Annotated in this window: 19 protein-coding genes and 2 tRNA genes; 15 read left to right on the forward strand and 6 right to left on the reverse strand. The window is 37.7% G+C overall.

Translation table 11 applies throughout. The features are described from left to right. Positions 1-14: 14 nt before the first annotated feature. From N0B29_RS06340 to N0B29_RS06380, 9 genes are read left to right on the forward strand one after another with little or no spacing between them, the layout of a single operon-like run. The gene (locus N0B29_RS06340) at positions 15-272 is read left to right on the forward strand and encodes a hypothetical protein (RefSeq protein WP_263832863.1); all 258 of its coding nucleotides are present in this window, start codon (positions 15-17) and stop codon (positions 270-272) included. Positions 273-275: 3 nt separating this feature from the next. Continuing rightward, the gene (locus N0B29_RS06345; protein ID WP_263832864.1) at positions 276-698 is read left to right on the forward strand and encodes a septation ring formation regulator EzrA; all 423 of its coding nucleotides are present in this window, start codon (positions 276-278) and stop codon (positions 696-698) included. A 10-nt stretch (positions 699-708) separates the two neighbouring features. Beyond that, on the forward strand, positions 709-1,488 hold the full coding sequence (locus N0B29_RS06350; protein ID WP_263832865.1) for a nucleotide-binding protein: 780 nt from the start codon (positions 709-711) through the stop codon (positions 1,486-1,488). Further along, positions 1,485-1,757 carry a hypothetical protein gene (locus N0B29_RS06355; protein ID WP_263832866.1) on the forward strand — a complete coding sequence of 91 codons (273 nt, stop codon included), beginning with the start codon at positions 1,485-1,487 and terminating at the stop codon, positions 1,755-1,757. Before N0B29_RS06350 ends, N0B29_RS06355 begins: the two co-directional genes overlap by 4 nt. Positions 1,758-1,774: 17 nt before the next feature. Continuing rightward, on the forward strand, positions 1,775-1,930 hold the full coding sequence (locus N0B29_RS06360; protein WP_263832867.1) for a hypothetical protein: 156 nt from the start codon (positions 1,775-1,777) through the stop codon (positions 1,928-1,930). Positions 1,931-1,954: 24 nt separating this feature from the next. Beyond that, positions 1,955-4,822 carry a MobF family relaxase gene (mobF, locus tag N0B29_RS06365; protein ID WP_263832868.1) on the forward strand — a complete coding sequence of 956 codons (2,868 nt, stop codon included), beginning with the start codon at positions 1,955-1,957 and terminating at the stop codon, positions 4,820-4,822. Next, positions 4,822-5,223, forward strand: a complete 402-nt coding sequence (locus N0B29_RS06370) for a hypothetical protein (RefSeq protein ID WP_263832869.1) — start codon at positions 4,822-4,824, stop codon at positions 5,221-5,223. The genes mobF and N0B29_RS06370 overlap by 1 nt, the downstream gene beginning before the upstream one ends. A gap of 3 nt (positions 5,224-5,226) precedes the next feature. Continuing rightward, a complete protein-coding gene (locus N0B29_RS06375; RefSeq protein WP_263832870.1) occupies positions 5,227-5,445 on the forward strand; it encodes a hypothetical protein in 219 nt (72 codons plus the stop codon). Between the two features lie 2 nt (positions 5,446-5,447). Further along, positions 5,448-7,013 (forward strand): type IV secretion system DNA-binding domain-containing protein, encoded by a 1,566-nt coding sequence (locus tag N0B29_RS06380; protein WP_263832871.1) that lies wholly within the window; start codon positions 5,448-5,450, stop codon positions 7,011-7,013. Between the two features lie 21 nt (positions 7,014-7,034). Here N0B29_RS06380 and N0B29_RS06385 read toward each other — a convergent pair whose 3' ends face one another. From N0B29_RS06385 to N0B29_RS06395, 3 genes are all read right to left on the reverse strand, one after another. Then, the gene (locus N0B29_RS06385; RefSeq protein ID WP_263832872.1) at positions 7,035-7,715 is read right to left on the reverse strand and encodes a hypothetical protein; all 681 of its coding nucleotides are present in this window, start codon (positions 7,713-7,715) and stop codon (positions 7,035-7,037) included. 162 nt (positions 7,716-7,877) lie between these two features. Continuing rightward, a tRNA-Leu gene (locus N0B29_RS06390) sits at positions 7,878-7,962 on the reverse strand. A gap of 83 nt (positions 7,963-8,045) precedes the next feature. Continuing rightward, complete coding sequence (locus tag N0B29_RS06395; protein ID WP_263832873.1) at positions 8,046-8,324, reverse strand: HU family DNA-binding protein; 279 nt, start codon at positions 8,322-8,324, stop codon at positions 8,046-8,048. A gap of 164 nt (positions 8,325-8,488) precedes the next feature. Here N0B29_RS06395 and N0B29_RS06400 point away from each other — a divergent pair, with 164 nt between their 5' ends. From N0B29_RS06400 to N0B29_RS06415, 4 genes are all read left to right on the forward strand, one after another. Further along, positions 8,489-11,128 (forward strand): flagellin N-terminal helical domain-containing protein, encoded by a 2,640-nt coding sequence (locus N0B29_RS06400; protein ID WP_263832874.1) that lies wholly within the window; start codon positions 8,489-8,491, stop codon positions 11,126-11,128. A gap of 103 nt (positions 11,129-11,231) precedes the next feature. Beyond that, entirely contained in the window at positions 11,232-13,325 is a 2,094-nt protein-coding gene (locus N0B29_RS06405; protein ID WP_263832875.1) for an FtsK/SpoIIIE family DNA translocase, read from the forward strand. Between the two features lie 27 nt (positions 13,326-13,352). Continuing rightward, the gene (acnB, locus tag N0B29_RS06410; protein WP_263832876.1) at positions 13,353-15,911 is read left to right on the forward strand and encodes a bifunctional aconitate hydratase 2/2-methylisocitrate dehydratase; all 2,559 of its coding nucleotides are present in this window, start codon (positions 13,353-13,355) and stop codon (positions 15,909-15,911) included. A gap of 56 nt (positions 15,912-15,967) precedes the next feature. Next, a complete protein-coding gene (locus N0B29_RS06415) occupies positions 15,968-16,465 on the forward strand; it encodes an FKBP-type peptidyl-prolyl cis-trans isomerase (RefSeq protein WP_263832877.1) in 498 nt (165 codons plus the stop codon). Here N0B29_RS06415 and ppsA read toward each other — a convergent pair. Next, positions 16,462-18,843 carry a phosphoenolpyruvate synthase gene (gene ppsA / locus N0B29_RS06420; RefSeq protein WP_263832878.1) on the reverse strand — a complete coding sequence of 794 codons (2,382 nt, stop codon included), beginning with the start codon at positions 18,841-18,843 and terminating at the stop codon, positions 16,462-16,464. The genes N0B29_RS06415 and ppsA overlap by 4 nt on opposite strands. A gap of 140 nt (positions 18,844-18,983) precedes the next feature. Continuing rightward, positions 18,984-19,724 (reverse strand): MipA/OmpV family protein, encoded by a 741-nt coding sequence (locus N0B29_RS06425; protein WP_263832879.1) that lies wholly within the window; start codon positions 19,722-19,724, stop codon positions 18,984-18,986. Between the two features lie 136 nt (positions 19,725-19,860). Between N0B29_RS06425 and N0B29_RS06430 the strand changes: the two genes are divergently transcribed. Further along, a complete protein-coding gene (locus N0B29_RS06430) occupies positions 19,861-20,745 on the forward strand; it encodes a helix-turn-helix domain-containing protein (RefSeq protein WP_263832880.1) in 885 nt (294 codons plus the stop codon). An 18-nt stretch (positions 20,746-20,763) separates the two neighbouring features. Here the strand turns inward: N0B29_RS06430 and N0B29_RS06435 are convergent. After that, a tRNA-Pro gene (locus N0B29_RS06435) sits at positions 20,764-20,841 on the reverse strand. Between the two features lie 115 nt (positions 20,842-20,956). Here N0B29_RS06435 and N0B29_RS06440 point away from each other — a divergent pair. Beyond that, the gene (locus N0B29_RS06440; RefSeq protein ID WP_263832881.1) at positions 20,957-22,471 is read left to right on the forward strand and encodes a B12-binding domain-containing radical SAM protein; all 1,515 of its coding nucleotides are present in this window, start codon (positions 20,957-20,959) and stop codon (positions 22,469-22,471) included. Positions 22,472-22,478: the final 7 nt, after the last annotated feature.

Below are 22,478 nucleotides of genomic sequence, written 5' to 3' on the forward strand. Positions count from 1 at the left end.
AAAAAGGAGTCAAAGTGAAAAAACTAGAAATAAATCGAAATGATATTATCGAACAAGCTAGGCAATTAATAGTTGCTTGCGCGGCTTTTTTGGCATGGGTAGACACACCATTTATCTTTATTTACGCACTATTTGGTTTTCCTCTTTCGATATATGTATTTACCAAAACGAAAAAAGATAAAAATGAGAATATGCCTAAAAAGTTTTTTATTTTGAGCATGATTGGTCACGCTTGTGGCTTTTTGTTTTTTCGTATTGTGATAGGAATGTAATCTATGAAATTTGAAACAGCAGATCAAACATACGCATTTTTTGAAGAGGCGAGAGTTGTATTAGCAACTCTTGAAGACAAAATAGAAAACTTCAATAAAGCTTCTCAGCGATTTGAAAATGCACAAAATGAATTTTCAAACATTGAAAAAAACATTGAAAATATCGGTAAAAGAATTGCTGAAAAAATACATGTCACTACTATTCAAGAGCATTTAATTAATAGTGTAAAAGTATTAAAAAATGCGGATGATGAGATTATTGAGATAACTAGACTTATTCAGCAAAGAAGAAAAGATGAAAGATCTAATTTGATTATTATACTTGTATCTTCATGTGTAGCTACACTCTTTACATGCGGAATTTTTATAGCGTTTGAAGCGGCGAATAAACCTCTTTTCAATCTTATCTATCAATTCGTTCATTAAGGAGAACACCATGAAAAATATCGCAATTATTAATACCAAAGGTGGCGTAGGTAAAAGCACCCTCGCTTTTCACGTTTTACCGGCCATTTTATCGGATAGAAATTTTGAGATTATCGAGATCGATAACAACAATAAAACGACTACGGCGTTTTTAAATACACAGATTCTCAAAGGGAAAATCATCTCGTTAAATATTCAAGAGGGTACGCAAAAACTTGAGGAACTCGTCGTCACCAATATGCTCGATGAGGACAAGATCAGCGTGATTGATGCCGGTGGTGGTGATGATTCACTGAAAGTAATCCATACATTTATTGATCAAGACTTGATAGCCGATACACTTTTTATCATCCCTTTTATGCCCGATTTCGTTCAGCTTAAAAACCTCGTAGATACATACAACGTTTTACCGTCTGAAGCAAAAATTCTAGTGGTGTTAAATAACGCGGATCTCAGTGATCCTGATCATCTTATGTTCGTCAAAGGTAACGAGGACTTTGAGATCCCTGATATCTCATCTACCTTTACGCACTTTGCTGTTTGTCCGAAAACTCCACTTTTTTCTTATGCCGCTTCACGCAATAAAGAGACGATCAAAGATCTTGCTCTACTCGCAAGCCAATATAACAAAAACGAGATACTTGAGTATGCGAAGACAAAAACAAAAAGCGATAAAGACAAAATGACGAAGATCTATCGCAATTGGAAAATTTCACGTAACGCGAAAGACTATCTCGAGAGTGAAGCGATCGCACAGCTAAAAAGCATTGTTTTGGGAGAGCAAGCATGAAGTACGAAGATTGGATTGCAAAGAACACGCCCTTAAAGCGTGTCTCTTCTCTTGAGCCTTATCGAGATGAAATTCAAAAACTCGTGAATTTAAACTACACGCATAATCAGATCGCTGATTATTTACAAGAAGTAAGAGGCCTTGAGATATCAAGGCAGCAAGTTCAAAAGTTTCTCTCGAAAAAAACAACCAAAGAAAAAGCGGTGCAAGCTGACAAAAGTGAAACACCGAAAGTCAGTTTAGAGGATAAGTTCAAAGGATTCCTCTAGGGCTTAAAAGATAGGTAATGCAACCTCGTGCCACCGTGATGCTACCGAAAGCAATCGTATGCAACCACTTGCTACTCAATGCTATCGAAAAGCTACCAAGTGCCACCAAAGAGCAACTCAAAGGCAACCGAGAAAACATTCACACCCAACGCCACGTTAATGGCACGAGGTGAAAAAAAGACGAAAAAGAGACAAAAATGCTTTCAATTGCAAATATGAATAGCGCGCAAGCGGCTCATTATCATGCAAAAGATCAAAACTACTATCAGCAAAATAAAGAGACAAGCGTTTGGGCTGGCAAAGGTGCTGAACGTTTAGGCTTGAGCGGTGAAATAGATATCAAAAAATTTGAGCGATTATGCTTTGGTATTCATCCTTGCGAAGAACGCACTCTTGTTGATATCAGTGAAAGAGCGGGAACGGATCTAACCTTTTCTGCTCCAAAATCCGCATCGATCTTATGTGAATTAGGTGATGAACGTACCAATCAACTCATACGTGCAGCACATGATCAAGCGGTGCAAACCACACTGTCATTTGTAGAAGATCATTATGCGCAAACAAGAGAACAAAAGGACGGGCATAGAGAAGCAATCTCAACCGGTAATCTCATCATCGCTAAATTTCAACACGATACCAGTAGAGAAAATGACCCATCATTGCATACGCATTGCTTTATCGTCAATGCAACGCAGAAGGAGAACGGTGAATGGAGAGCGTTGCACAATGATAAGCTCTTCACTCACAAGATGTTTTTAGGTCAGACGTATCGCAATGAATTGGCCAAAAATCTTCGAGACCAAGGATTTGCTATTGAGGTTACAAATGCCAAAGAGGGATTCTTTGAAATTCAAGGTGTTTCCAAAGAGCTGATCAGTGAATTTTCACAAAGGCGTGAGCAAGTCCTCGAGAAATACGAGGAGCTAAAAAAGCAATATCCTGGTCTCGAGGGAGAAAAACTCAAAGAGATGGCAACAACCGGCAGCCGAAACGTGAAAGATAAAAACGCTGATCGTAACGTCATTAAATACAACAATATCGAAAGAGCCAAAACCATTGTCACCGGTAAAGATTTGACCTATCTCAATCAGCTTAATAGCTCACATGCCAATCATGAACATCAAAAATTAACGGCTAAAGATGCGGTGGATCTTTCGATTCGTATTCAAAGCGAAAAGACGAGTGTATTTAATCGTGAAGATGTGATGAAAAACGCAATGAAGCTTTCGTTAGGCGAACATTCACTGAGTGCTATGCAGAATGCTTTTGATGATCATGTAAATGAGCGATCGATTGTGCAATTGGATCAAAATGCCTACTCTACACCAGAGCTCTTGCAAAAGGAGTTTGAGATTGTTGCAATGGCAAAAAACCGCACAGATCCTTTAATCTCTGCTCAACGCGTGGAGCAGTATCTAAGCCATACGCCTTATAGCCTCACAAAAGGACAACAAGAAGCGTATGCACACATTCTCTCAAGCAATGAGTCTATTTCAGTGATCCAGGGCGATGCTGGTACGGGTAAAACGTTTATGCTCAAAGCCGTTAGAGAAACGCTTGAAAGTCAAAAACAAAGTAGCAATCTACGAGGACTCGCTTTTACTGGAAAAGCCAGTGAAGAGCTTGAGCGTGAAAGTGGTATCCCCTCTACGACGTTACACGCCTTTTTTGTGAGTCCACCGGCGGAAAAGAATATGGTTTATATCGTAGATGAGGCGTCAATGGTCAGTTCGTTACAGATGCACCACTTATGTGAGATTGCTAAAGAAAACCATTCAAAAATTGTGTTTATCGGTGATCAAAAGCAGTTCCAATCTCTAGGTGCTGGCAATATGTTTTCGCAGCTTCAAAAGCAAAGTGATATTCGTATCGTCGAAATGACTGAGAATAAACGCGCGCAAACAGAATTGATGCGATCGCTTTATTCGTCTATCAAGAGCAAGGATTTAGAAGAGGCGTTTGGCATTTTAGAAAAGCACCAACGCCTTCATGAAACAACGGATCTCGAGAGGATCAAAAACGAATACCTCAAAGATCGTCATGATACGTTACTCTTGGTTGATACAAACGCGAATCGTAAAGCTTTAAATGAGTTAATCAGAGCGGATCTCGTCGCTCAAAATGAAGTCACACAGTCTCAACCGTTATCTATCAAAGAGGCAATCAATCTAAACGAGATTGAAAAACACTACTCGAGCAATTATCAAGTAGGTCAAATTGTTGTCGCACAAAATGCGTTTCAAGGATTTAGTGCCGGGCAAGAAGGGATGATCACCGCGATTGATCATCCATCCAATACGATCACGGTTACCAAAGATGAGCAAAGGATCAAAATTGATCTAAGCAAAGCTCACGCTCAAGCAATTCAAACTTTTGCTATCAAAGAAAAAGCATTTGGTGTCGGCGACAAAATCGTTTTTACAAAAAACAATCGAAACCTCAAGTTTAGAAATGGTGAGGCCGCTGTGATCCAAGCAATTCATGGGAATATCATCAAAGTGCAAAAGGGAAATAAAGAGTTGGCGTTTGATGCTTCCAAGTATCCTTATATTGATCATGGATACGTGATTACAGCGCATAAAAGCCAAGGTCAAACTACTAGTAGGGTTATCGCTTTCACGAATGCACAAATGGCCAATTTAAACCGCTTCTACGTGCAAATTACCAGGGCAAAACGTGATGCCTTGATCTATACCAACAGCATAGCAACACTCAAGGAGAATACACAAAAAACGCAAATCAAAACAAGTACCCTAGATTATTTTAGGTCGGCAATGCAGCATGAGGCACATACAAATCACAATTACGAAAGGACATTCAATGAGCAAAAAGAACGAAGAATATCAAGAGGATCAACTCTTTCAATACTGGGAGACTATTGCACAAAGCTCAAAATTGCACTCGCAGATCTTAGCCGACATTTTGGCATATTTAAAGGAGATCGACGAGAGATTGAAAGCACTCGAGGCAAAGATCAAATGAAAAATATCTTAATTGATAATGTTAAACAAAACAATAAAAATATAAATCGAGAGCAAACTTTGGAGAAAAAAAGGAGCCGCTAATGCACTGCCTATTTTACTATGAAGATTATCTTATAGTGTGCACTGCTACTAAAATTTCAAATACTGATCTATTAAGACAATGTACTTCACTCATATTGTCTAAAACATATTGCGATATCTGTACGTTAAAGCAGGGGAGTGTAAAAAAAATTGCTCTTTTATCAACTACAAAATCTGATATTAAACTTTCTTTTTATCGATTACCAAATGGCTTTCTTGATACATTGCCATATCAAGAAACTGAGTTGATTATAGAATCTATCATTCAGCAACACAAGCTAGCAATTAGTAATAAAGATAACTCTACATCTGTTTTACAGGATAAAGATATTTTTAAAATCTATTTTGACATGTTAAATGTTGTCGATGCAAAATTTATGAAAATCTATACTGGAGAGTGAAACATGATTATGGAAATTCTAAAAACTATTGTAGGTATTATAAACAAGATTAGTGGTATCGGCAAAGAAACAAATCACGAAGTGGCAGAAGATGAAGAAAATGCTGAGAAAAGAGATTGTGAAGAAGAATTAGAAAAAAAGTCAGACAATGAATATAAAAATATTCTCATTGGCAAAAATCAAGCACATTTACAACAAAATCATTCTTTGACAAGGTACTAGACATGAGAATAGAGACAGCAACTTTTTTAATTCTGATAGCTGCTAATACGATAATATCTTACCAAGTTCAAAAAGAATTGGGCATTCATAAAGCTCTTATTTTTACAATACTGAGTTTTTTTGAGTACATTATTTGGCATATGTTCATTAGAGAATACTCAAAAATAAACGATAGACTTTTTGATGTCAAAAGTTGGCTTATGGGCAGCTATGCAAACTTTTATGGGCAGAGTGAGGGCAACAGGTGGACACCTTCATGGTTAGTAAAACAAAAGATGAAAAATGGAGATCTTTTCATTGACAAATTTAGGTTTGATGGAAGTGTATTAAGAAATTTCAAATTTTTTAGTTTCAAAAAATGGTTTAATAATTTTGATTGTTACATGATTCCTTCTGATTTAAAAAAAGGTGGAATTGTTTTCGGAAGCATGGGCGCTGGAAAAACAGAATTGTTTCATTCGATTCTATCTCAACCAGAATTTGATAGAAAATTTATATATGACAGTAAAGGCGATTTTACTCAGAAACATTACAGATCAAATAGAGATATTATTTTGAATCCATATGATGCCAGAGGGCATGTTTGGAATCCGTTTGAAGAAGCCAATACAAGTCCTTTTGTTGTTGGTATATTTATGACAAATCTATTTAACGCAATTGCTGGAGATAAAAAAGATTTCTTTAGTGCAGGTTCACAAGACCGTTACATGGAATTATTTAATAGCATTCAATATATGGATTCTAAACTGACAGCAAAACAAAAATTTGATTTATTTATTAAACTTTTAAAAGAGTATTTTGAAGCACCTCAAACACAATCACGCACAAGTGAAGCAGATATAGCAAGCACGATGAAGCTTTCATTTGAATTTTTTGATTATATGAATTTTTGTATTCAAAATGGAAGTCCAACTTTTACAATTCACAATTATTTATCACAAAAAAATTGTGACCTATTTTTACTGTCAAGAGATGATCAAAAGTCAAAATTAACAGCATTTTTTACTGGATTTTTAGCTGCATTCGTGGCTGTCATGTTGTCTCAAGAAGATAGAGATTCTTTAACCCTTTTAGCTCTCGATGAGTATCTTTCTTTTGTAAGGAATATGGATAGCGAAACAATCGAAAGTTTGCATGTAAGAATTCGAAGTAAAGGTGGTTGTCTTCTGCCTGGAGTTCAATTTTTTCCTGATGATCATTTATCCGACGGTCTTACTCAGAAAATATTAAATTCTACAACTTATTGGTTTTTATTCCAGGGCATTGATGAATACACATTAAATAAAATTGGTTCTACTGTAGGTAAAGTCAGATATAAAAAAGAACAAGCTAAAGATATTCGTGCTGAACGCTTTGCTAATAAAGATTACTCCATTGAAGAATCTGACTTGCTCAATATTAGTATTTTTCATTCATTGGGAGAAAAATACGAACACATCACATTTATACCATCGAGGAAAATTTTATATAAAGGGTATACGCCACAAGTCAAACTGAAAAATAGAAATGAGAGCTTTATTCAGAGTGAGAATATTGCTAAATTTTATCAACAAAAGTCGAGAGCTTGAAGAGCTCGCATAATCTTGACGTTATTGTAATTTTACTGCTGTAGTTGTTGTATGATAATGATGCTTTGTATCTGTTTTTACTGTTTTTGTTGTAACGCTTGAATATGTGTTTGAAGAAACAGAATGATTAGTCGAAAATGCAATAAGGGCATCTGCCCGTAATGAATAAGCTTCTTGAACTAAATCTTCAGGAATACCTTTTTCATTATTGAGACTTGATGATAAAAATCCTAATGATATAAATTTTTCATTATTAATGTTAGTAAGACTAGTAACGTGTAGCATATTTTTATAGAGTAATAGCTCTATTGCTTCAATCGATAACGGCTGAGCTTTTTGATAAAAAAATTCTTTGATAGCTTTAAAAAAACCATTAGAGCCATAAAACAAAATAATTAAGCCAATAATACCTCCTGCAGCAGCTCCACCACCACTTCCACCACTTAAAAGCATGATACCTATAGCAACAAGCATCATTATTAAGGATGTAACAATATATTTAATGAATTCTTTCAATCGCCACTTCGGATCACTTTTAAATTTTTGCTCTATCGTTTCTTGCTGTAATGCATGAATCTTAGATGCCTCTTTTTTAATAAGGTCAAAATCAATCTTTTGAAGAGGAGGGTGAGGAATTTCTTTGGGAACTGGCAAAGGTAATGAAAGTAATTTTTGAGGTTCTAACAACTCTATATCAACCATTTTTTTCCTTCTAAAAACTAATTCAAGAGGCAAATTGTAATGATGACAAATTATAACATAAAATATTACTAAAACTATTGTAGTAAAAATGTAGTAAAAAAAGGATTTTTTTGAAACTTAAAAAGAAAGGAAATAAGCTTTAAAAACTCGATTTAAAGGGGATGGTACCTGAGGCCGGACTCGAACCGGCACATGTCTCCATACTAGATTTTGAGTCTAGCGCGTCTACCAATTTCACCACTCAGGCACAATAATTAAGAGTTGGAATTATACAAAAAAAAGCTTAAACATCAGTAAAACTGTATGTTTAAGCTTTTTGAGGCGAAGAAATTAAGCTTTTGCTACAACGTCTTTAAGTTTTTTACCAACTTTAAATTTAACGGCTGTAGTTTTAGCTACGTCAACGACTCTATTTGTACCAGGAACTCTAGCTTTTCTAGCAGCTCTTGTAGCAGTACTGAATGTACCAAAACCGATAAAGCTTACATCTTTGCCAGCAACTAGTGCTTCAGTGATTGCTTCTAGAGCTGCATCGACAGCTTTTTGACTATCTTTCTTAGAAAGACCTGCTTTCTCAGAGACCGCTTGGATAAATTCCGCTTTTTTCATTGCTCATTCCTTAATATAAAGTGTTTGTGCGAGGATTGTACAATTTTTTTTAAAAAAAGACAATAATATTTTTTAAAAAGTTAAAGAATAGTGCCAAAAAGTCGATATTTTCTACAAGGAATTAAAATTGCTTATGTCAATAAAGAAAATTTTTGGAGTAAATCATGAGAGTTACAAATTCACTTTTATTTAATACATCTCTTCGTAACTATCGCATTTCTACAGAGAAATTGTATGATATAAATCAACAGATATCTACTAAAATGAAAATACAAAATAGTTATGAAGATACAAGTGTGTATGTAGATGCTATGCGTCTTAGTAATGAAATTGATACTCTAGCACAATCTTCTGATAGCAGTAGTAAAGCTAAAACATTCGCTGATAATACGGATTCTACTTTATCAAGTTTTAATACATCACTGGATCAATTTAAAGCAAAACTTGTTCAAGCTTCAAATACTTCAAATTCTTCAACAAGCTTACAAGCACTAGCTAATGACTTACAAGGTATCAAAGATCACTTAATTAACTTGGCCAATACTTCTATAAATGGTCAATTTTTATTTTCAGGTTCAGCATTATCTCAAAAGCCAATTGCCAGTGATGGTACGTATAAAGGTAATGCAGAAAATTTGACAGCAATGATAGGTTCTGGTGTCGAGCTTCCTTATAATATTACAGGTCAATCTCTTTTCTTGGGAAAAGATACAGATTATAACAGAGTGGTTTCTACTAATATATCAATGTACAATCAATCAAAATTACACCCTGATGTTATGACCAGTGATAGTCAAAATGCAGCCTCCTCAAAGGTATATTTGAAAGATACTGATACTATTCGTGATCTTGTTGGTGATACTAACAATAATGCAACAGATGACTCTAAGGCAGTTTTTTATCTCTCTGGTCGAAAAAGTAATGGCTCAACATTTTCTAATGTTATATCTCTTGACACCAGTTCAAAAGTCTCTGATTTGTTAGACAATATAGGAAATTCTTATGGCAATACGGCAACAAATAAAATTGTAGATGTCAGTATGAATGCGCGTGGTCAGATAGAAGTCAAAGATTTGAAATCTGGAAGCCAACTTCTTGATATGAATATTTTTGGTGCTATTGACCGTAATGCTCTCCCTGGTGAAACGGGCAATGCAAAACAAGTGATGAATGTAGATAACCTGTTGACAAAACCAAATGTTGATATTATTGCGTTTAATAAGAGTAACTATGAAACAACTGCTTCTAGCCCTGATTTAACGATGCGCTCTGTTGCTGTCGTTTCAGGCACAGATGCCATAGATTTTCCAATAAAAAATGTATCGAGTTCAAATATTACACCAACAACACTTTTAAATGGCATTTTCCCCTCTGATGTTGATCATATTGATTTTGGAGGAACATCATTCTCAATTAATGGGAAAACGGTGCAAGATTTGATGACAGCTATTGAAACAGAGTATGGGTTAGGTGCAGGAGATGTTACATTATCAGGTGGTCGTATGCTTGTTAATGATCCTACCAATACATTTTCTGCTTTTTTAGAACCTAAAAATGCTTCCAATGCATTAGCACATGGTGATCCGCTTCCTGATGCAATGAACTATGCACGAAGAGGCTTTGAAAAAGATGGCAATACGCTTTCAAGTAATGTTTCACAAGTCGTCAAGAGTACAAGTGATTTTGCAACGGCAAGTACAAAACTTGTTGATGTTGCGGGGGTAGACAGCTTAAATGGTAAGCAAATGGTGCTTAATTATACCGATAAAAATGGTGTCAAAAGAACAGGCACGCTTAATCTAGATATCGCCGATACAACATTTTCTATTGATTTAAATGGAGATGGAAACACGACAGGTGCAAATGAAACTTTTTCTATTTATAATGGTCAAGGAGACCCTTTAAATTTAAAAACGACTGCTGACAAGATGACATACCAACAACTTAATGATCTCATCAGCATGGCAACTTCGGGTAATTTACCAAAACAAGGTGTTTCTACCACGGCTCAAACGGCAATTAACAATGCAATTGCTTTTGGAGTAGCCGCAGATGCTGTCAATCTTGCTGCTCAAACGACAATAGCCAAAGCGGGTGTTTCCACTGAAACGGCTAGTTATATTCAAAAAGCTATTGATGCGGGTATTATAAGAGACAATCCTGCATCAACCGCAGCTGAAGTGGCAAAAGCGACTACTGATTATAACAACGCCATTGGGGACGCTAATATTGCAGAATATAATTATGCTGTTGGAACCGCCAAAAATAGCGTTGAAGTCAATTTAGATTATCAAGGGAAAATGACTATTAAAGATAAAACAACTTCTGAATCTAAAATCGACTTTACCATGTATGACAAAAGTATAACTGATTTTACAGGTGTTGGAAGCTCTACACTCACGTTTATGGCGAATAATGCAGTCACGATTTCTAATCCATCAATCGACATGTTTAAACAAATGGATGAAATGATAGCAGCGGTTCGCACGGGGGCATTTCGTATGGATTCGACATCGGATGATCCGCGAAATATTGGTATCCAAAATTCACTTGCACAACTTGATCATATCGCAGATCATGTCACAAAAGCACAAACAAAAATCGGTGCTCTCACCAATGCATTGAATGATGCTAATACAAGATCTGAAATACTTAGTGTTAATGTTAAAGCAGTACAAGATAATGTCATAGGTGTTGATACAGCAGCAGCTTACTTGGAATATCAATCTATTACAACTTCATATCAAGCAATGTTATCGACGATGTCGAAGATAAATTCAATGTCTCTTTTAGATTACATGTAATAATCTGTTATAATATCAACTCTATATTATTACATGTAAAGGATCTGCTATCTTAAAAGAGACTCTTTTTATCATTTTTATTGCCATTGCATTATTTTTAGGTGTGGCAACTATTTTACCTGATGCTTCTGTTGTTGGAAAATTTGGTGCCTATCTTGGCACATTGAATCAGAGTACATTTGGTTATGTTGCTTTTATCTATCCCTTCTTATTGATTTTTCCTTCTTTCTCACTTTATAAAGAGAGTAAGCTTACTGAACGTCGTATTGGAGTATTTCTTGCCTCAGCAATTTTGATTTTTGCTGTTTTGATGGCTCAGTCGATTCTTGTTAAAAGCGTCTTTATGGGATCATTCGGTCGATCAATAGTGGATATGCTTATTAGCTTTATTGGCATTATGGGCGTTTGGCTTTTTATTATTGCCATTTTCTTACTTTCGATGACTTTGCTTGTCGAGTCAAGCATTAGTGATTTTCTCACGTTCATGAAACCAACATTTACCAAAACAAAAATCAAAGAGTATAAAGCAGAACCAGAAGAAAAGCGTATTCCTGAAAAGACAAAAAAAGAGATGTCGTTGAAAGAACGCATCAAGCTTGAAGACAAAGTCATGTTAGATGATGATACTCCTGATGAGAATCCAGCGATTATAGAGCCGCTTTATCCTGAGAACAATGAACCTAAAAAACCACTCGTTCGTCTTAAAAGTGCTAAAAAAGTTGAGATTTTAAGCGAAGTAGCGGAGAATACGAAGCTTCTTTCTGAGATTGATCAAGGCGAATGTGACAAACCAAAAGACTTTAAACTTCCGCCTCTCTCTTTTTTAGCCAATCCTCCAGCAAAAGCTGTTCATGTCAATGAGAATGAGATTGACCAAAAGATTCAAGATCTTTTAGAAAAACTCAGACGTTTTAAAATTGAAGGCGATGTTGTACGTACCTACTCAGGTCCTGTAGTTACAACCTTTGAGTTTAAGCCGGCGCCTCATGTAAAAGTTTCTCGTATTTTAACGCTTCAAGATGACCTTGCAATGGCATTAAAAGCCAAAACAATTCGTATTCAAGCCCCAATTCCTGGAAAAGATGTTGTGGGTATAGAAGTTCCAAACCAAAAGATAGAGACCATTTATCTCAAAGAAATTTTAGAGAGTGACATCTTTAAAAAGTCTTCTTCTCCACTAACCATTGCTCTTGGAAAAGACATCGTTGGTAACGCATTTGTTACCGATCTTAAAAAACTTCCACATTTATTGGTGGCTGGAACAACAGGTAGTGGTAAAAGTGTAGGAATTAACGCGATGCTACTTTCGTTGCTCTATCGCAACTCACCCGATACATTACGCTTTTTGATGATCGATCCTAAGATGTTGGAGTTTTCGATTTATAATGACATTCCACATCTATTAACACCTGTTATTACAAAACCAAAACAAGCGATTGTTGCACTTGCCAATATGGTAGGAGAAATGGAGCGACGTTATCAGATGATGAGCCGTTCAAAGACAAAAAATATTGAAAATTACAATGAAAAGGCTAAAAGTATTGGTGTTGAGCCACTGCCTTATATTGTGATTATTATTGACGAATTAGCTGACCTTATGATGACCAGCGGTAAAGATGTTGAGTTTTATATAGCACGACTTGCTCAAATGGCAAGAGCAAGCGGAATTCACATCATTGTAGCGACACAAAGGCCTTCTGTTGATGTTGTGACGGGTCTTATTAAAGCAAACTTACCTTCTCGTATTAGTTTTAAAGTAGGGCAAAAAATCGACTCAAAAGTCATTTTAGATGCTATGGGAGCAGATTCTTTGCTTGGAAACGGCGATATGCTTTTTACACCTCCAGGTACTTCTGGACTCATTCGTTTACATGCTCCATACACCTCTGAAGACGAGATTGATAAGGTGGTTGAATACCTCAAGAAACAGCGCCCTGTCGTATATGACGAAAGTTTTTTAAGAGAGAGCGAAGAGGGTTTTTCAGCTGGTGCTGGAAGCAAAGATAGTGGTGATTTAGATGAGCTTTTTGAGGACGCAAAAGCCATTGTCCTTAATGAAAGAAAGAGCTCAATTTCTTATATTCAAAGAAGATTGAATATTGGCTATAATAGAGCTGCGACGATTGTAGAGCAACTGGAAGCGATGGGAATACTTTCATCACAGAATGCAAAAGGTCAACGCGAAATTATTGTTTAACTAATCAACCACAAGGAGTCAGTCACAATGAGTTTTTTCCAAGCGTATGAAGCAGAAGTGAATGAAAGAGCAAAGTTAGGTGTTCCTCCTTTACCTCTTGATGCTAAAAAAACAGCAGAGGTAGTCGAGCTTTTAAAGAAAGAAGAGGGCGATCAAGCCTTTTTAAAAGACTTAATTGCAAATCGTGTTCCACCAGGAGTGGATGAAGCCGCTTACGTAAAAGCAGCTTTTTTGAATGATGTGGCTCAAAAAAAAGTTACATGTAAAGCCATAACTCCCGTTTATGCGATAGAGCTTTTAGGTACTATGTTTGGTGGGTACAATGTTCAACCGCTTGTGGATGCTCTTAGCTCCTCAGATGCCGCTGTGGCTCGTGCAGCATGCGATGCACTGAAAAGTATCGTTCTTGTGTATGGCTCTTTCAACGATATTGAAACACTTGCAAAAACTAACGCTTATGCTAAAGAAGTTCTTCTTTCTTGGGCAAATGCTGAATGGTTTACGACAAAACCAGCTATTCCTGAAAAAATTACCGTAGCCGTTCTAAAAGTAGCGGGTGAAACCAATACCGATGACCTTAGTCCTGCAAGTGAAGCGTTTACAAGAAGTGACATTCCTCTTCATGCCAATGCTATGTTGGTTAAAAGACTTCCAGGTTCTATTGAGAAGATCAAGGAATTGATCGCAAAAGGATACGAAGTTGCTTATGTCGGTGATGTTGTAGGAACGGGAAGTAGCCGAAAATCAGGTATTAACTCGATTCAATGGTTTATGGGAAGAGACATCCCCAATGTTCCTAATAAAAAAACAGGTGGCTTGGTCATTGGAACGACCATCGCTCCAATTTTCTTTAACACAGCAGAAGATAGCGGTGCGCTTCCAATTGAAGTGAATGTTGAAGGCTTAGAAACAGGCGATATTATCGATGTTTATCCACTTGCGGGGAAAATTGAAAAAAATGGCAAAGTGGTGGCAACTTTCAAACTTGCTCCTAACACTTTAGCCGATGAATACCGTGCAGGTGGCAGAATTCCTCTTATCATTGGACGAGGTTTGACAACCAAAGCGAGAGCAAGCCTTGGTATGGGTGCTGAGAATATCTTTGCAAAACCAGAACAACCAGCAGAGCAAAAAGGTGTCGGTTATACGCTTGCTCAAAAAATGGTTGGGCGAGCTTGCGGTGTTGAGGGTGTACGTGCAGGTATGTATGTTGAGCCTCAAACATTAACTGTCGGTAGCCAAGATACAACAGGACCAATGACCAGAGATGAGATCAAAGAGCTTGCCGCTCTTGGCTTTAGTGCTGATCTTGTTATGCAAAGCTTCTGCCATACAGCCGCTTATCCAAAACCGAGCGATGTTAAACTTCATCACACTCTTCCAGCATTTATTACCTCACGTTCAGGTGTCAGTCTTAGAGCAGGGGATGGCGTTATTCACTCATGGTTAAACCGTATGGTGCTTCCTGATAGCGTTGGAACAGGTGGAGACAGTCATACACGTTTTCCTATTGGTATCTCTTTCCCAGCAGGTTCCGGATTGGTCGCTTTTGCTGCTGTTACGGGAAGTATGCCGCTTAATATGCCAGAATCTATTTTGGTACGCTTCAAAGGTGAATTACAACCTGGTATTACCCTTCGCGATCTTGTCAATGCGATTCCGTATTATGCGATTAAAAAAGGTATGTTGACCGTTCCTAAAAAGAATAAAAAAAATATTTTTGCAGGAAAAATCCTTGAGATCGAAGGACTACCAAAACTCAAAGTTGAACAAGCTTTTGAACTGAGCGACGCTTCGGCTGAGAGAAGTGCGGCAGCGTGTGCTGTAGCCTTAGATGTTGAGCCAATCGTTGAGTACCTTAAATCTAACATTACACTGCTTGAATCAATGATTAAAGCGGGCTATGCTGACGCTAAAACATTGCAACGTAGAGCAGATAAGATGAAAGCATGGATCAAAGAGCCTAACCTTCTTAAAGCAGATGCTAATGCACAGTATTCTGAAATCATTGAAATCAATCTTAATGAGATCAAAGAGCCGATTTTGGCATGCCCAAATGATCCTGACGATGTTGCAACACTAAGCGAAATCTTGGCTGATGCAAATCGTCCTAAGAAAATCGATGAAGTTTTTGTAGGAAGTTGTATGACAAACATTGGTCACTACAGAGCATTGGGTGAAGTCCTTCAAGGCGAAGGTAAAGTTCCAACCACACTTTGGATCGCACCTCCTACGAAGATGGATAAAGAGCAATTGACTGCTGAGGGTTATTATGCGCTCTTTGGCGCGGCAGGCGCTCGTATTGAAATTCCAGGCTGTTCACTCTGTATGGGTAATCAAGCAAGTGTTAGAGAAGGTGCTGTCGTCTTTTCAACATCGACCAGAAACTTTGACAACCGCATGGGACCAAACTCAAAAGTTTACCTTGGTAGTGCCGAGCTCGCTGCTCTTTGCGCACTTTTAGGGAGACTTCCAAGCGTGGAAGAGTATATGAGTTTAGTGCCTAAAAAACTTGCAGGTAAGACAGATAAAGTCTACAAATACCTCAATTTTAACCTCATAGAAAACTATCAACTCGGCAATTAATACCCCAAAAGCCACTCAAAAAGAGTGGCTTTTACTTTTTACATGTAAGGACTCTTTTGACTATACAAAAAAATTGTATTGTAACCCTCGACTACACTGTTTTCGACACTGAGAACAACCTTTTGGACAGTGGTGCTCAATCACTTGTCTATCTGCATGGCGGCTATGGCGATATATTTGAAAAAATTGAAAAAGCGTTAGAAGGCAAGAGTGTTGGAGAAAGCATTCACATTCAACTTTCCCCAAAAGAAGCCTTTGGTGAGTATAGACAAGAGTTAGTGCTCATTGAAGATCGTAGCCAGTTTGAAGATGATTTAGAAGTAGGGCAAAATGTTGAAATGGTCTTTAGTGAAGATGATGACGATGAAATTATGCTGGCTTATACGGTTATCGATATTTTAGAAGATCGCGTTATTTTAGATGCAAACCATCCTCTTGCTGGTGTAACAATCATTTTTGATGGAACCGTCATTGGTATAAGAGAAGCTACGAGTGATGAGATTGAGCAAAGACTCCTCACTCAAGAAGAGTCCTTATTTGCAATGCAAAATTAGCGTAAACTCTCTTCCAAATTTTCAACCACTTGGTGCATTTTATAGAGTGAATCAGGGTTGAGAGAGATCGAATCTATCCCATTTTTCACTAAAAACTCTGTAATTTCAGGGTAATCAGAAGGTGCTTGCCCGCAAATACCGATGTATTTTCCTCTAGCTTTGCACGCAGCTATTGCCATTTTAAGCATTATTGTTACTGCATCATTGCGCTCATTAAAAATATGAGCGATTTGTCCGCTCTCCCTATCGACACCTAAAACAAGCTGTGTAAGATCGTTTGAGCCAATGGAATAACCATCAAAGATTTTTAGAAACTGATCGGCGATGATGACATTGGCCGGTATCTCGCACATGGCATAAATTTGTAGCCCATTAATGCCTTGCACTAAGCCTTGAGCATTCATAATGTCAATAACTTTTTGCCCTTCTTCGGGTGTGCGAACAAATGGAATCATAATGATGACGTTGGTAAGCCCCATATCATCTCGTACGCGTTTGAGCGCTTCACATTCCAACGCATACGCCTCTTTATAACTTTCATCATAGTATCTGCTTGCACCTCTGAAGCCTATCATAGGGTTTTCTTCCTCGGCTTCGTAAGCAAGACCTCCAAGCATATTGCGGTATTCGTTGCTTTTAAAATCGCTGGTACGAATGATGACAGGTTTGGGGTAAAATGCTGCGGCAATCATACCAACACCTTCGCTGATCTTTTGAAGAAAAAACTCTTTAGCATCGGTGTAAGGGTTCATAAAAGCCTTAATAGCTTCTTCATCTTGCACAGGGCTTCCCTTGTGCATATTCACGAGTGCCATCGGATGAGCATTAATGGAATGCGTCATTATGAACTCCATCCGTGCAAGCCCTACACCATCATTCGGCATTTTAGCAAGATTAAACGCTTCAGCGGGATTGCCCACATTCATCATCAGTTTGGTCTTTGTATGCTTTAAAGAACTGAGGTCTATCGTTTTACATGTAAAGGCAATTTCACCCTCGTATATGTGTCCTTCATCGCCATCAGCGCAACTAACGGTTACTTTTTGAGTATTGCTCAGTACTTCAGTCGCATTACCACAACCAACCACTGCTGGCACACCGATTTCACGCGCAACAATAGCAGCATGACACGTTCTGCTACCTCGATTTGTAACAACGGCTGAAGCCTTTTTCATGATAGGTTCCCAATCAGGATTGGTCGTATCGGCAACCAAAACATTACCTTCTTTAAAGAGAGCAAATTCTGAGGTATTATGAATGACTTTGACTTCGCCACTGCCTATTTTATCGCCGACGGCACGACCAGAGGTGATAAGCTTCAAATCTTTGGTGCTACTCAAGGCGTATTTTTCGATGGAGATGTTATTTTGGAGTTTACTTTGAACCGTCTCTGGACGTGCTTGGACGATGTAGAGTTTGCCATCAAGGCCATCTTTTGCCCACTCAATATCCATCGGACGTTTATAGTACTCTTCAATAATCAGTGCTTGATGCGCTAAAATCAACACTTCTGTATCACTGATCGAAAAATGTTTTTGCTCTTCTTCTGTTGTGGGCACATTGATAGTATGGGCTTCATCGCTATAAAGCATTTTCTCTTTTTTACTGCCTAGTGAACGTTTTAAAATGGTATTGAGCCCTTTTTTAAGGGTTGGTTTAAAGACGAAGAACTCATCGGCATTAACCTTGCCACTTACCACATTTTCGCCCAGTCCCCAGATAGAATTGATTAAGATGAGATTTTCAGAGCCACTCTCAGTGTCGATGGTAAAGATGACACCACTGCTGGACATATCACTTCGCACCATTTTTTGAACACCGACTGAGAGAGCGACTTTAAAATGGTCAAATCCACGACTTGTTCGATAACTAATGGCACGATCCATAAATAACGAAGCGTAGCAACGCTTTACACACTCTAAAAGCTTCTCTGACGTGTTAATGTTCAAAAAGGTCTCTTGTTGTCCTGCAAAGCTAGCATCGGGTAGATCTTCAGCAGTTCCTGATGAGCGCACGGCAACGTCGATGTTTTCTGAGCTATATTCTTGAGAGAGCATGTGGTAAGCACTTTTTAGCTCTTTGATAAGCTGTTCAGGAAGTGTTGATGCCAAGATAAGTTCACGAATGGCACGACCACGTTCTTGAAGCGAAAGGGTATCGGAAATATCTAAACCTTCTAAAAGCTTTTCGATCTTTTCTTTAATGCCATTTTCTTTGAGTAACAGGTGGTAAGCCTCGCTGGTTGTCGCAAAACCATTGGGGATTTTGATACCTTTGGTCGATAGCTTTTGGTACATTTCACCCAAACTAGCATTTTTGCCGCCAACAAGGGGAATATCGCCGATATGAAGTTCATTGAAGAAACGAATAAAACGCATAATAACCTCCCATACGAAAAGTTATACCTATGGTAGCACAAATTATAATTAAGAGTGCTATAAAAAAGAGATTACATGTAAGAGTGAAAAAGTCCACAACAAAAGCTAGTGGACTTTTTTAGATGAGGGAATAACGTATTTTAGGGCAAGAATGTATACATGATAGACAAATACCCAGCCACTTGGTAATGGTCATCTACAATAGGGCTTTTATAGATCGTTTTGTCAAATTTTTTGTATTCGACATTCGCAATGATTGACCATGTCTCGCTAAAGGCAAAGATTTGTGTTAAACCAATAAAGGGGTTGATCGCACCATCTGCATGGTAGCTTGGTCGTGCAAAGGTTGCCTCTTTTGCTTTAACACCGTAGTAATAATTGCTTTTCTTATCACTGAGGTATTCTGCGCCAGCATAGAGGGATAAACCTGAATTTTCTGTCTCTAAAAGAGTGTAGTTATACGCGGTATTGATAGTGTAGCCATCTGTAGTACCGCTGACATCACGCGAAACCGTACCGCTTAAAAAGCTATTCTCAAAATTGTATTTCATTCGAAGACCGCCTTCTAAGGACATATTGCGATTGTCCATACCTTTTAAGTCATTACTATCTTTACTTTTATAGCCTGCCAGTACGGGAAGTAGGATAACTCCAACTTGTAACGTTTTGGTATCGTAAAAGTTATATCCCATATTAATGCCTTCAATAAAAGCGCTTTTGTACGTAAGCTCAATATCAGGCAAGGGTATCGTAACACTTGAAACGCCTTTATAGGGGCTTGTACTGGTTGAGACACCAACACCTACTTGCAAGGAAGGATCATCTGTTGCATATAAATGTGTGAGTAAAACAGATAGCAATAGAATAAGCTTATTTTTCATTATCAAATCTCCGTCTTAGTTTGAATGCGGAAATTGTATACAATAGCAATGTCTTTTTTATAGTAAAAAAGCGAACTCTTGATGTCAATTTTTAGTATATAATTCGATGATTTTTTGAGCTTTTTGAAGGAATAATATGTTTTTAGATACGGGAATGCCACCGCATGGTGATTACGCCAAAGCATTTCCAAAAAATCCAGCTCTTTTGCCTTATATCCATTCGTATGTCTCTATTATCAGTGAAGTAGAAGATACGAATGAGCAGTATATTACACGCTTTTTCCCATCTTTCATGACGCAGTTTGTTTTTGATTTTTACGGAAGTCTGAATGAAGTTCTTGAAGAAGGAAGTGTCCAACTGGACATTGACAAAGGAACCTATGTTAAAAGTGGCATTGGAACATGGATGGACTTTTTTCAAAAAGAGAGTTTAGCCTCTAAGCGATTGGTGAAAAGCTTTAAAGTGACGCTTTATCCGCATGTTCTCTATGAAGTGTTTGGAATTTCTCCTTTTGAAATTAAAGATGAATCTTTGAGTATCTGTGATATCTGGGGGAAAGAAGAGGGTGAATTTCTTTTTGAAGAGTTAGAGGCAATGGGTACAGCAGAAGCAATGATTGCTGTATTTGAGCGCTACTTTATAAAACAGTTATCGAAGAAACATCTTTTCCCAAAAAATATTTCACCTTATCTTATGGAAGGACACGCCTATCCAACGTTAAAAACATTATCTAAAGAGTGTGGCTATAGTGAACGATGGATACAAAAACAGTATCTTGAAGTCTTTGGTGAATCGTTTAAACATATACAAAACAATGTACGTTTTATCAAAACATTACGATTGATGAATAGCGCTGTTTTAAGAGGAGAAAGTAACCTGAAATTTGCTTCTATAGCGTATCAATGTGATTATTTTGATCAAACTCATTTTATTAAAGAGTTTAAAAAATTTACAGGGCTAACACCCTCGTATTATTTTCATACATTTAGAGAAAAAATTCCACTTTCATGGCTATGGTGAAGTTTTCAAGTAAGAAAATGGTCGGAGTGACAGGACTCGAACCTGCGACCTCTACCACCCCAAGGTAGCGCGCTAGCCAGGCTGCGCTACACCCCGACACATTTAAGAATTTGGATTTTAACCAAGATAACCAAAAAGTTTTATTATAATAGAGAGATCAATATTGAACAGATATATGAATCGTTTTTATACAAATCAACAATGGTACTTCATGAAAGAAATTCTCTTAACCACCTTTAACGCGCGTTATACGCATACTTCCATTGCACAACGTTACCTCTTTGCGAATCTTGAAGAGCTTCAAGGCAGAGCAAAAATCTTAGAGTTTGTCATCAACACTCAAGTTGTCGATGCCGCAGAAGAAATCCTTAGTTATAATCCAAAAATTGTAGGCATTGGAGCGTATATTTGGAATGCGTTGGAAGTGCAAGAGCTTATAACCATTCTTAAAAAAGTAGCACCGCATGTTCTCATCATTTTGGGAGGACCAGAAGCGAGCCATTTTCCTCACAGAGTTGATTTTAGTGGAGCAGACTACATCATCCAAGGGGAGGGTGACATCACCTTTTATGCACTATGCAAAGCACTTCTTGAAGGCAATAAACCGAATGAGCGCGTCATCAAAGCACCTATGGTTGACTTAAATGCCATCAAACTTCCCTATGATTATTACACAGACCACGACATCCAAAATCGTTACTGTTATGTCGAAGCTAGTCGTGGATGTCCCTTTACGTGCGAGTTTTGCCTCTCATCGGCTGATAAAAAAGTACGCGATATAGAGATAACACGTTTCATAGGTGAACTGGAAAAACTTTGGCAAAGAGGAGTTCGAAATTTCAAGTTTATAGACCGAACTTTCAACCTAAGCATTGAAAATGCAACAAAGCTTTTGGACTTTTTTCTCTCAAAAACAGAAGAATACTTTGTCCATTTTGAAGTGATACCTGACCATTTTCCAAGCTCCATTAGAGAGAAAATAGCACAGTTTCCTCCTGCTGCACTGCAGCTTGAAGTGGGCATACAAACGCTTGATGCTGAGATTTCCAAAAACATACATAGACGACTCAATATCCCAAAAATCGAAGACAACCTTGCTTTTTTACAACAGCAAACCCATGCACATTTACATGTAGATTTGATTATCGGTTTACCAGGGGAAAGTTTAGAGGGTTTTGGGTGCAATTTAGACAAGCTCCATTCCCTTACACAGTGTGAAATTCAAATAGGCATCCTCAAAAAGCTCTCTGGTACAACCATCTCAAGGCATGATGAAATCTATGGCATGGTGTACTCAGATAAACCGCCTTATGACATTTTGCAAAATGATCTTATCTCGTTTAAACAGATGCAAAAGATGAAGCGTTTTGCTCGTTTTTGGGATATGGTCTACAACAGCGGTAATTTTAAAAAGAGTGCAACACATATATGGCGTGAAGGAAAAGTATACGAAGGTTTTTATGCGTTTAGTGAATGGCTATACCAACAAACAGAATCCACATGGCAGATTTCACTGGATCGTTTAGCGCAACTCATTTTTCGTTACCTTTGTGAAGAGATGGGGCACGAAGAAGAGCGTATCAAAGCGATGCTGATTGAAGATATTATGACGGTACGTGGTCGCAAGATGCCTTCGTTTTTGCGCGAAAATTATGTGCCTAATGTTGAGCAAAAAGAGGGAAGCGCAAAGCTCAATAAACGTCAGTTAAAACATGCCACAGTATAATGGCGAT

The organism is Sulfurospirillum oryzae, from assembly GCF_025770725.1.
GTDB classification, from domain to species: Bacteria; Campylobacterota; Campylobacteria; order Campylobacterales; family Sulfurospirillaceae; genus Sulfurospirillum; species Sulfurospirillum oryzae.

Coding starts and splice junctions, on each gene's coding strand:
- N0B29_RS06400 (WP_263832874.1), top strand. CDS start 8,489: ATGAGAGTTACAAATTCACTTTTATTTAATACATCTCTTCGTAACTAT.
- N0B29_RS06355 (WP_263832866.1), top strand. CDS start 1,485: ATGAAGTACGAAGATTGGATTGCAAAGAACACGCCCTTAAAGCGTGTC.
- N0B29_RS06430 (WP_263832880.1), top strand. CDS start 19,861: ATGTTTTTAGATACGGGAATGCCACCGCATGGTGATTACGCCAAAGCA.
- N0B29_RS06385 (WP_263832872.1), bottom strand. CDS start 7,715: ATGGTTGATATAGAGTTGTTAGAACCTCAAAAATTACTTTCATTACCT.
- ppsA (WP_263832878.1), bottom strand. CDS start 18,843: ATGCGTTTTATTCGTTTCTTCAATGAACTTCATATCGGCGATATTCCC.
- N0B29_RS06395 (WP_263832873.1), bottom strand. CDS start 8,324: ATGAAAAAAGCGGAATTTATCCAAGCGGTCTCTGAGAAAGCAGGTCTT.
- N0B29_RS06345 (WP_263832864.1), top strand. CDS start 276: ATGAAATTTGAAACAGCAGATCAAACATACGCATTTTTTGAAGAGGCG.
- N0B29_RS06375 (WP_263832870.1), top strand. CDS start 5,227: ATGATTATGGAAATTCTAAAAACTATTGTAGGTATTATAAACAAGATT.
- N0B29_RS06440 (WP_263832881.1), top strand. CDS start 20,957: ATGAAAGAAATTCTCTTAACCACCTTTAACGCGCGTTATACGCATACT.
- N0B29_RS06370 (WP_263832869.1), top strand. CDS start 4,822: ATGCACTGCCTATTTTACTATGAAGATTATCTTATAGTGTGCACTGCT.
- acnB (WP_263832876.1), top strand. CDS start 13,353: ATGAGTTTTTTCCAAGCGTATGAAGCAGAAGTGAATGAAAGAGCAAAG.
- N0B29_RS06425 (WP_263832879.1), bottom strand. CDS start 19,724: ATGAAAAATAAGCTTATTCTATTGCTATCTGTTTTACTCACACATTTA.
- mobF (WP_263832868.1), top strand. CDS start 1,955: ATGCTTTCAATTGCAAATATGAATAGCGCGCAAGCGGCTCATTATCAT.
- N0B29_RS06350 (WP_263832865.1), top strand. CDS start 709: ATGAAAAATATCGCAATTATTAATACCAAAGGTGGCGTAGGTAAAAGC.
- N0B29_RS06380 (WP_263832871.1), top strand. CDS start 5,448: ATGAGAATAGAGACAGCAACTTTTTTAATTCTGATAGCTGCTAATACG.
- N0B29_RS06360 (WP_263832867.1), top strand. CDS start 1,775: ATGCAACCTCGTGCCACCGTGATGCTACCGAAAGCAATCGTATGCAAC.